Annotated in this window: 9 protein-coding genes and 1 riboswitch; of the genes, 2 read left to right on the top strand and 7 right to left on the bottom strand. The window is 60.4% G+C overall.

Annotated elements, in window-relative coordinates; translation table 11 throughout:
• Positions 1-57: 57 nt before the first annotated feature.
• Positions 58-771, bottom strand: coding sequence for a GntR family transcriptional regulator (locus tag HMPREF0178_RS13105; protein WP_009368525.1), 714 nt, complete (start codon positions 769-771; stop codon positions 58-60).
• A 62-nt stretch (positions 772-833) separates the two neighbouring features.
• Positions 834-1,022: riboswitch (cobalamin riboswitch) on the bottom strand.
• Between the two features lie 243 nt (positions 1,023-1,265).
• Between HMPREF0178_RS13105 and HMPREF0178_RS13100 the strand changes: the two genes are divergently transcribed.
• Positions 1,266-1,973 (top strand): GntR family transcriptional regulator, encoded by a 708-nt coding sequence (locus HMPREF0178_RS13100; RefSeq protein ID WP_009368524.1) that lies wholly within the window; start codon positions 1,266-1,268, stop codon positions 1,971-1,973.
• Positions 1,974-2,395: 422 nt separating this feature from the next.
• Positions 2,396-3,292, top strand: a complete 897-nt coding sequence (locus tag HMPREF0178_RS13095; protein ID WP_005024755.1) for a DMT family transporter — start codon at positions 2,396-2,398, stop codon at positions 3,290-3,292.
• A gap of 174 nt (positions 3,293-3,466) precedes the next feature.
• On the opposite strand, the gene HMPREF0178_RS13090 is transcribed toward HMPREF0178_RS13095, so the two are convergent.
• The 6 genes from HMPREF0178_RS13090 to sdaAA all read right to left on the bottom strand — a co-directional run bounded on the left by HMPREF0178_RS13090 (position 3,467) and on the right by sdaAA (position 9,222).
• Positions 3,467-4,261: a PhzF family phenazine biosynthesis protein gene (locus HMPREF0178_RS13090; protein WP_009368523.1), complete on the bottom strand. Its 795-nt coding sequence runs from the start codon at positions 4,259-4,261 to the stop codon at positions 3,467-3,469.
• Positions 4,262-4,288: 27 nt separating this feature from the next.
• Positions 4,289-5,110 carry a helix-turn-helix domain-containing protein gene (locus HMPREF0178_RS13085; RefSeq protein ID WP_039959058.1) on the bottom strand — a complete coding sequence of 274 codons (822 nt, stop codon included), beginning with the start codon at positions 5,108-5,110 and terminating at the stop codon, positions 4,289-4,291.
• Positions 5,111-5,337: 227 nt separating this feature from the next.
• Positions 5,338-5,598 (bottom strand): hypothetical protein, encoded by a 261-nt coding sequence (locus HMPREF0178_RS13080; protein ID WP_005024758.1) that lies wholly within the window; start codon positions 5,596-5,598, stop codon positions 5,338-5,340.
• A gap of 219 nt (positions 5,599-5,817) precedes the next feature.
• Positions 5,818-6,960: an MFS transporter gene (locus HMPREF0178_RS13075; protein WP_009368521.1), complete on the bottom strand. Its 1,143-nt coding sequence runs from the start codon at positions 6,958-6,960 to the stop codon at positions 5,818-5,820.
• Positions 6,961-6,968: 8 nt separating this feature from the next.
• On the bottom strand, positions 6,969-7,415 hold the full coding sequence (locus HMPREF0178_RS13070; RefSeq protein ID WP_009368520.1) for a MarR family winged helix-turn-helix transcriptional regulator: 447 nt from the start codon (positions 7,413-7,415) through the stop codon (positions 6,969-6,971).
• A 226-nt stretch (positions 7,416-7,641) separates the two neighbouring features.
• Positions 7,642-9,222 (bottom strand): L-serine ammonia-lyase, iron-sulfur-dependent, subunit alpha, encoded by a 1,581-nt coding sequence (sdaAA, locus tag HMPREF0178_RS13065; protein WP_009368519.1) that lies wholly within the window; start codon positions 9,220-9,222, stop codon positions 7,642-7,644.
• Positions 9,223-9,569: the final 347 nt, after the last annotated feature.

The raw sequence follows: 9,569 nt of genomic DNA, 5'->3' as shown, positions 1-9,569 counted from the left end.
GAGAACCTTTCCTCAGAAAGGTTCTCCCTCCTCCTTCAAAAAACATCCCGCCCGCGCCTAGGCCGCGGAACGCTTCGCGGCGGACGACGCCACACGGGAAAGCTTGGCGGACTTGGGGCACAAGAACCGCACGGGAGCCCAGTGCTCATGCCGCAGCACGCTCACGGCCGCCGTCCGGTTCTTCATTTTAAGGGAATCGATGATCCTGCAATGATCGTTGAGCGCGGCCCGTGCCTGTTCATAGGCCAAAGGGTGATCCGGCAGCATGTCCAGACGCCGCCGCAACGGGCCAATAGTCTGGTACAACAGGGTATTGGAGGAAAGTGACAGGAAAATGTCATGGAAACGGGCGTTTTCCGCGTGATATTCCACAGCTTGACGCCGTTCGAGGAACTGCTCCTGCCGCTTGTTGGATTCTTCAAGCTGCCGGATGTGCCGTGAGGTCAGCAGGGGGAAAACGGTATCGAGGCAATCGGCCTCAAGCGCGCCTAATATCTGACAAGCGCTTTTGACAAAGGCATCCGAAACGGGCGTGATGTATACGCCCTTGCGGGGCTGGATGGTCACGAAGCCCTCGGCTTCCAGCCTGAGGAGCGCGTCGCGCAACGGGGTGCGGCTGACGCCGAGTTCCTCGCACAGGCGATCCTGATCCAGACATGTCCCGTGGTGAAGCTGTCCTTCGCGCAAAGCCGCCTCAAGATGCCGATAGACGCGCTCACGCAAGGAATTCGTCCCGTCCTGAGCCATTTTTTCGAGCAAGTGCGAAGCCATAGAACAACCTCCCGCCCATGCCGCGTGGGCAAGCTCGGGCACGCCTCTCGGCGATCCCGGTTATGAGGATACAGGCTTCGGGCTGGCTTCCCGGCTTAAGGATCACTCTCCTCCGCACCTTCCCACGGCTCTGCCGCAGTGGCTACGCGGATTCGTCCCCTTTCACGGTTGCGGGCCAGCGTCGGTTTCAGACCGAACTTTCCAATTCTCCCGGCGCAGACGCACCGGGCACCCGAAGCCCCACAAGCGGTAAGGCCCGAAGGCGCTTTACCGTGCCCGATGAATACGCTACTGTCTTCAGCGGACCCTTTCTTATATATCAAAAGTGTACGGACTCCACAAGACATTGTTGAGTGGGAAAATCATACTCCTTCAATCATGCAGGGTTCCAAATGATAATAGTTTCTGCCCCGCAGTTTTCCTCTTGATCTTTGGGGCAGAACCATGCCACACATGACAATCTCATATATCTACGAAAAAACGGGAGAGCGAGGGTGAAACATTCTAAAAAAATCGTCAAAGATGCCGCCCTTGGCGAGGAACCAAAAGTCGATTCCCTCCGAGAACGTGTCTATCAGTACCTCAAGGACGCCATGAGCGCGGGGAAACTGCGGTATGGCGAGTTCCTCGATCAGGACAGCATCTGCGAAACCCTCGAAGTCAGCAAAACCCCCCTGCGTGACGCCCTCATCCGTCTCGAAGCGGAAGGCTTCGTAACCATCCTGCCCCGCAAAGGCGTGTACATCAACCCGATCTCACAGGATTTCATCAAGAGCGCGTACCAGATCATCGGCTCCATCGAGGCCGACTGCCTCAACGAAGTCTTCAACAAGCTCACTGCCTACCATGTCCGGCAGTTTGAAGCCTCCAACGAAAGGCAATGGGAACTTCTCAAAAACAATGACTATACGGAATATTACGACGAAAACATCCGTTTTCACGGCATATTCCTGTCGCTCTCCGAAAACATCCTGCTCGAACAGACGCTCATTCCGCTGCGCCGCCGCCTCTACGACTTCCCGCGACGCCAGTATTCCTACGAATGGGAGTCCATGAACCTCAATACCCATCAGCGCTTCATCGACTCCGTCAAGCTCGGCAACCGCGAAGCCGCCGTCAGCATCTTCCGCATTGAGCACTGGTCCTATGAGGTCCACAAGAAATACTTTAAACTCTATTACGACTTCGATCAGAAGAAGTGACGCCCCGGCATCAGCGTTGGGGCAGCGGTAAAGGGGAACGCTGTTGGTTTCGTAATTGAACCAGCGAGGACAGGCAATTCGGAGTAATACGGCGCATCCCGCCGGAACGGAAAACGCCACCCACGTCATCCCCAGATATCCTTGGCATTTTTCGCCGGGAAAACGCTGTTCCTTTGAAACGACCAGAAGGCCGGGAAAATCCCGGCCTTCCTTTTTCCGCTGGCTCTCGGGGCGGAAAGAAACGGAGCAAAAGGGGAACACGAGAGCGCAAGGAAGAGCGGAAAAGATGCCATTGTGCCTTGAGCCCAATGTTGATAAGGCAAGACCGGGCGGAGTCGCCCCGCCCGCACTGGAGGTTTCGCCCTGAAACGGAGAGTACGGGAGGGAGCCTGTCGGCACGCCGCCGGGATAGGGAGGCATTCATGGGCTTTTTTCTGGGATTGTTTTCTTCCGCGACGTTCGGGCTGATCCCGCTGTTCACTCTGCCGTTGATCCACGACGGAGTTTCCCCGGCTTCGGTGCTGTTCTACCGATTTCTTATCGCGTCGTTGACGCTCGGGGGCGTGCTCGTGCTGCGGCGGGAACGCTTCCACGCCAGCGCGATCGATCTGTGCAAGCTGGCGGGCATGAGCTTCATGTATACGGCGGCCGCGCTGCTGCTTTTTTACGGCTTGAACTACATGCCGAGCGGCGTCGCCACCACCATCCAGTTCCTGTACCCCGTTATGGTCATGCTGCTCATGATCGCCTTTTTCCACGAACAGTTTTCCATGATCACGGCCTGCTCCATCGTGCTTGCCGTGGCGGGGGTGGCGCTGCTTTCCATCGGGGGCGACAGCAGCAGGCCCGTTACCCTGCTCGGCGTGGGCATGATGCTCCTTTCGGGTTTCTGCAACGCCTTGTACATCACGGGGATCCACGTCGCAGGAATCCGGAACATGAACGGCCTCGTCATGACCTTCTACGTACTGTTTTTCGGGGCGGCGTTCGCGTTTGCCAATGCCGTTGGCACGGGAACCTTCCAGCCCCTGTCCTCATGGTGGGAATTCATGATGGCCGCGCTGCTCGCGGTGATCACGGCGGTGCTGTCCAACCTCACCCTCGTGCTCGCCGTCCAGCGCATCGGCTCGACCCTGACGTCCGTTCTCGGCGTCATGGAACCGCTCACCGCCGTCTTTGTGGGTATCCTCGTATTCAACGAACCCTTTACGCCCGCCCTTGTCGGCGGCGTGATCCTCATCAGCTCTTCCGTCACCCTCGTCATGCTCGGCAGGCAGGTTCAGGCCATTGCCCGGAGATTCCAGAGAAAAGCGGCTTAAGTCCACAGTCCGACATCCCCTTCAAAAACAAGAGGCGGGGAAACCCGCCTTTTCGCCATTGCCGCACCGCCCCGGCCAACCATATCCGGAACACCCGCCAACAGGGATTCAATAACGTCGAAAGCCTTGGGAGGAGGGGTGGGTTTGGGAGGGGAGGAGAAACCTTTTTTCCCATTACACAAAAATCTCCCCTTTCAAATAAGGGACGACGCGCCCGCTGATCAGCACCGCTTCAGGGGTGAGGGCACAATGCAGCGTCCCGCCCCGCGCCGAAAGCTGGCGGGCGACGAAACGATCCTTGCCGAGCCGATCAGCCCAGAAAGGCACCAGCATACTGTGCGACGAGCCTGTGACCGGATCTTCGGCGATCCCCATCTCCGGCGCGAAAAACCGGGACACGAAATCCGGGCCGCCCGCATCTCCGCGCGCAGTGATCACGACGGCCTTGCCCATCGGCAACAGCCGCATCTTGCCCACGTCCGGCACAAGCCGCTCCACATCCCTCTGGCTGTTCACCAATACCAGCAGGTCGCGGTACAGCCATGTTTCCACGGGGTTCACCCCAAGCGCTTCGATAAGCAGCGGTGCAATGGGGTCCAGAGGGACACGCTCGGGACGCCGCACCGGAAACGCCATCTCCAGCAATTCCCCCTGACGCTCCACGCGCAACACGCCGCTCCGGGTATGGAAGGCCACGGATTGCCGATCCGGTTCAAGCTCGTTGAACACCACAAAGGATGAGCCGAGCGTCGCGTGACCGCACAGATCGATCTCTTCCAGCGGCGTAAACCAACGCAAATCATATTCGCCGTCATCCCGGCGCGCCAAAAAGGCCGTCTCGGAAAGATTGTTCTCCGACGCGATGCGCTGCATAAGCCCTTCGGACAAAGGCCCGTCCGCCACGCACACCCCGGCGGGGTTCCCCTGAAACAGCTTGTCCGCAAACGCGTCCACGACAAAATAACGCATAACGACCTCGACGGTAAAAGGACGGGCCTACCGCGCCCGCCACGCCCCAACGGCAAGAACGCCGCCGGAAGCCAGCAGGCCCGAAGCCAACCAAAACAAGGAGCGGATTTCATGGGCAAGCAGAAATCCCCACAGGCCCGTATGGCGCGAACCGTCCCAGTCCGTCAACTGTACGGGGTACATCTGAGAAAGAGCCCAGAGTGCCAACAGCCCGAGCCCGCCGATCATGAACAGCACGATACCGCATATCGCGGCGGCACGGCGCAGGAGAGGCCGAAGATCGGAACCATGAAATCCGGAATCATCGGAACGGGCAAGGCGTAAAGGGGACGTCGGCTCATGGGGAGAGGCGGATTCAAGAGGGAGCGTTTCCGGCAAGCCGAAGGAACGTTCCGAAATCCCGGAAAGCGGTGCCGAGGAAAGTTTCGTGATACCCAAAAGGCCATCGGCTTCTCTTCCGAATGGAGCAACGGGGACCCGTCCACGGGAAGCGACGCGCTCCACAGCAACGGCAGGGGCCATCCCATTCAGAGAAGAATCGATCCCTCTGGGAACACCGGACGCGTCCGGCGAGCTGTCCTCGGCAAACGAAGGGGAATCCGCAACAGCCAAAGAAGGTGAGGAGGAACAAACCTGTTGCGGTTCCCTGAGCAGGAAATCGAGGCTCACACCGAGCACATCGGCAACCTCCACCAGCCTGTCCAAATCCGGGGCGGACTGTCCGGTTTCCCATTTGGTGACGGACTGGCGCGATACCCCCGTAAGCTGTGCCAGATCTTCCTGAGAGAGGCCCATTGCCTTGCGGCGTGCCTGTATTTTTCCGCCGATATTGAGATGCTTTCTCGCCATCGGGCGTCTATACCGCTTCCGGCGGATAAATTCAAACCCATGAGAGGGAGGGGCGCGGCGGGCATTTCCCGGCTGGTGGCGGATTCCAGCAATCAGACATCATTACATTAAAAGAGTATGCTAAGGTACATTCTGCGGAGTATGTCGCGCAAGCGGCGGGAAAACAGACGGCGGACGTCCCGGAAGGCGCCCGCCGATCATACATCTGGAAAGGATGCGAGGAGAGATTACTTCAGTTTGGCGATGGCCTTGTCGTAGAACGCGCACAGCGCGTCAACGTCCTGCTTCTGCTGGATCTGGAGGAGTTCGGGCTGCAGCTCCTGCATCACCTTGGCGTACCCCTCGGGGTCCTGCTGCGCTTTGGCCTGCACAACCTGCGCAAAGGTCGCGGCCTTCTGCTGGGCTTCCTCGGCGGTGCATCCGGCCTGAGCCAGACCAGCCATTCCAAGCGTCAGAGCCATAGCCGCGCATACGATCAACTTTCTCATAAAAGGGATGCTCCTTCAAAAAGATTTCCTGTTGGTCGGCCTTCCGATGTTATCGAGAGCCCTTCCGACGGACCTTATTTGCCCGATCCCATCTTAAAACGCTACCAACCGCCGGTTTGCATCCCGGCAACCAACAGGTGCAATTACATAATGACAGTGTGTTGGAGCCGCTCACCACGAACATTTTCCTTTGATTCGAAAAAGACGGGCTCCCTCCCATCAAGGAACGGCCCGAGACACGACCGCTACGAAGCACATCAGCGCCAGTGTAATACAGAAGACGATCACAAGACTGGTGGCGTGGGCGACGAAACCCATGAGCGCCGGTCCCGCGAGCACGCCGAGGTAGCCGATGGTCGTCACCGCCGACACGGCGAGGCTCAGGGGCATGAATTTCTGGCGGGCCGTAGCGGAGAAAAGCACGGGCACGATGTTCGAGACGCCGAGACCGACCACCGTAAACCCGGCGAGCGAAGCCCATGCCCACGGAGCGGCGACCACCAGCCCGAACCCGGCGGCGGCGCACAGGCTGCCGTACAGGAGAACGCGGGCATCGCCGAGCGCCTGCACAATGCGGTCCCCAAACAGGCGCCCGATAGTCATGGCTACGGAGAAACACGCGAAGGCCAGACCTGCGCGGGAGGCTTCCGTACCGCGCTCGGCGGTCATGAACAGCGCGCCCCAGTCCAGAATGGTGCCCTCACTCAGATACATGATGAAACACAACACCCCGATCAGGAGCACGATACCGCGCGGAACCACAAACAACGGGGTTTCGCCCTCGCTCCCGTAGGGCAGGAAATGCCGCCCGAACGCCGCCAGCAGCGCGATCATGAACAGGCAAATGACGAGCATGGCCAGATGCGGCGCTAAGAACCCGAGCAGCAGGGCCATGCCTCCGGCCCCGCAAATGCCGCCCACGCTGTACAGGCAGTGGAAACCGGACATCATGGCCCGTCCGGCAGCCTGTTCCACAAAGACGGCCTGAATGGTCAGGGACACGTCCATCATCCCGATGGACGCCCCGAAAAGGAAAAGACACAAGGCCATCAGCCAGATGGATTCCACCGAGGCCAGCAACGGAAGCATCGCCAGGAAGATAACGCCGGAAACGAGAATGACTTTCCGGCATCCGAAACGCCCGGAGATCAGCCCGGTGAACGGCATGGAAAGCAGTGACCCCACGCCGACGCACAGGAGCAACATGCCGAGGACGGCTTCGTCAAGGCCGAGCCGAGTCTTGGCATACGGAACCAGCGCGGCCCACGAAGACACGCCAACGCCAAGGATAAGATAGGCGATGCGCGTGGTTATCTGTTCGGCCCTGCCGGGCGGTGGACAATCGAAACGGGAAACAGGCATGAAAGACCTCACGAAGGATCGGAAAAAAGATGTTTCTCAAGGCCGTCGACGATGGCGGCATACACGTTGTTGAACGTCTCCATGTCTTTGGGAGAGATGGAAGCGAGCGCGGCCTGCTCGTGGCGGTCCAACTGCTCGACGATGCGGGTCACGAACTCATCGCCCGCAGGCAGACAAAAAACCCGCGTCCGCCGCCTGTCCGTCTCGCAGCGTTCCCGGCGGATGAACCCCGCCCGCTCAAGCTGATCGAGAAGACCCGTGACGGTTTGCTTGGGCATGAAACATTCCTCGGCCAGCGCCGTTGGTTCCGCTCCCTCGGGACGCCTGAGCACCGCATCAAGGATCAGGAACTGCGGGTATGACAGGCCCCGCTTCTGGAACCAGCGCGCATACAGGCTGGTTTCTTTCTGGATATACCCGTAATGGCGGTACAACGTCTTTTCGGTATCGTACATGCTCACCTCGGTTGGAAAAAAGACAAATCCCGGCATGGGAGAAACACTCCGGACTCAAAGGTCCCCCTGACCGTACGTCAAACGCCATCGCCAAAGTAGTACGTATACGGATTATCCTTATAAGGACTATTTGGCAAGAAAAATCTTTCCCCGTACCGTGAAATCGAATCCTCCAATAACGAAAAAAGGCCGGATGATTCCGGCCTTTCGGGATGTCGAAAAGAAACTATGCCTGCATCCGTTTCATTCGTGCGTACCATTCATCCTTGAGGGCCCGGCCCGTCGCGGTGGAGGCGAGGCCGCCGCGCAGGTTGCCGCGCAGATCGGGATGGAGGAGGCCCTGCACGTTGATGAGCGCGTCGACCACCTCGTCGGGAGGAATGCGGCTGGTGATCCCGGCAAGGGCCATGTCCGCCGCCGCGAAAGCGTTGGAGACGCCCACGGCGTTGCGCTTGATGCAGGGGATTTCCACCGGCCCGGCCACGGGATCGCAGATGAGCCCGAGAAGATTCTTGAGGGCGATGGCCGCCGCGTGGATAACCTGTTCCGGAGTCCCGCCGCCAAGCTGCGCCAGCCCCGCCGCCGTCATAGCCGAAGCCACGCCGATTTCGGACTGGCAACCGCCGATCGCCCCGGAAATGGGGGCACGCATAGCCACGAGCACGCCCACCGCCGCCGCGACGAGCAGCCCGTCGACGATGGCATCGTCGCTGAGCCCCCGTTCCTCAGCCACCGAAAGAATCGCGCCGGGCAACACCCCGCAGGCCCCCGCCGTGGGAGCCGCCACCACACAGCGCATGGAACCGTTGTTCTCCATGACCGCCAACGCGCGGGCCACCGCCATGCCGATGGTCCGGCCCGAAAGCGCCTGCCCGGATTCGACGCGCCGGGCCAGACGGAACCCGGCGTCGCCCGGAACCAGACCCGCCAGCATGTCGCTTTTCCCGGCAAGCCCGTCCGCCATGGAGGCCTTCATGACTTCCCAATGGTGCAGCACGGCGGCGCGGACTTCATCGCGTCCCGTCCCGCTGCGCCGCGCCTCATAGCGTTCGATAAGGCCGGGAAGATCACCTCCCGCCATTTCCGCCATCGCCGCGAGGGTCGAAAACAAGGGTTCGGCGTCCGCAAGTTTGTTGCCAAGGATATTCCGTACGGGGAACATCTCCAGACCCGGCATATCCGCGCCATCGGGAAACGGCTTTCCGGCAAGGCACAGGTATAGCGTCCGCTCCCCATCCTTCACGCAGGAAAAGCCGGACAGCGCCCCAAGCCTCTCCTCGAACACAGCCCGCCCCAATCCGTCCGGGCCGATGAACAGCGCGCCGTCCTCGTTCCCGCGCAGGCAGAGGGGGAAGCCTTCCAGCTCGGTCATCTCGATCTCGCCGCCGCCCACGGAAACGCCCACCACCGCATACGTCCTGCCGCCGCGGGTAAGCTCCATGCTGACCGTGTTGGGATTACGGTCCGAATCGGGATGCGTGCGGATTTCCACCTCGACGCCCCGTTCCGCAGCCAGCCGCAGCGCGTGCCGGACATTGGGGGAGTCCTCCCGTTCGCCGATGAGCCCGGCGACCACGGCGGAATCGCTGGCGTGCCCCTTATAGGTATGGGAGAGCGCCCCGAAAAAGTGCAGGGTGATGCGTTCCGGCGTGCCGCCGACAAGGGAACGGCCCATGCGCCCGATGCGCGCCATGCCCGCCGTATGCGAGCTGGACGGGCCGGACATGATCGGGCCGAGGGAATCGAACAGGCTCAGCAGCCTTGCGGATTGAGGGCGGGCGGCCCGGCAGGCCGTGCAATGCGTCATGGCACAATCTCCAATAATAGTATGAAACCCACAGGGGCTCCGCCCCTGGAACCCCGGCAGAGGCGCTGCCTCTGCACTCTGCAAGGCGCGAGCCGCGCTGGCAGGGGCGAGCCGCTCCTTGACCCGACGGCAAGCCGCCGAAGCAAACGCTTGATGGGGTAATGGAGGTTACGGGGATATCCCTATTTTGTACGGTGCAAAGGAATTTTTCAAACCCAAGCCGGAACGGACTCCCTGTGCGCCGCCTCCCCACCAGTCGAAAGTCTTGGGAAGGTGGGAGATGGGGGGTCCGGGGGGAGGAGGGAGGAAACCCTTCTGAAGAAGGGTTTCCTCCCTCCTCCCCCCGG

Source organism: Bilophila sp. 4_1_30 (genome assembly GCF_000224655.1).
Lineage (GTDB): Bacteria > Desulfobacterota > Desulfovibrionia > Desulfovibrionales > Desulfovibrionaceae > Bilophila > Bilophila wadsworthia.
Note: the sequence above shows the minus strand (reverse complement) of the source record. Positions and strands in the feature narration are given on the sequence as shown.

Excerpts from the sequence above, each read along its gene's own strand:
- HMPREF0178_RS13105 (WP_009368525.1), bottom strand. The coding sequence starts at position 771 with ATGGCTTCGCACTTGCTCGAAAAAATGGCTCAGGACGGGACGAATTCC.
- HMPREF0178_RS13095 (WP_005024755.1), top strand. The coding sequence starts at position 2,396 with ATGGGCTTTTTTCTGGGATTGTTTTCTTCCGCGACGTTCGGGCTGATC.
- HMPREF0178_RS13090 (WP_009368523.1), bottom strand. The coding sequence starts at position 4,261 with ATGCGTTATTTTGTCGTGGACGCGTTTGCGGACAAGCTGTTTCAGGGG.
- HMPREF0178_RS13085 (WP_039959058.1), bottom strand. The coding sequence starts at position 5,110 with ATGGCGAGAAAGCATCTCAATATCGGCGGAAAAATACAGGCACGCCGC.
- HMPREF0178_RS13080 (WP_005024758.1), bottom strand. The coding sequence starts at position 5,598 with ATGAGAAAGTTGATCGTATGCGCGGCTATGGCTCTGACGCTTGGAATG.
- HMPREF0178_RS13075 (WP_009368521.1), bottom strand. The coding sequence starts at position 6,960 with ATGCCTGTTTCCCGTTTCGATTGTCCACCGCCCGGCAGGGCCGAACAG.
- HMPREF0178_RS13070 (WP_009368520.1), bottom strand. The coding sequence starts at position 7,415 with ATGTACGATACCGAAAAGACGTTGTACCGCCATTACGGGTATATCCAG.
- sdaAA (WP_009368519.1), bottom strand. The coding sequence starts at position 9,222 with ATGACGCATTGCACGGCCTGCCGGGCCGCCCGCCCTCAATCCGCAAGG.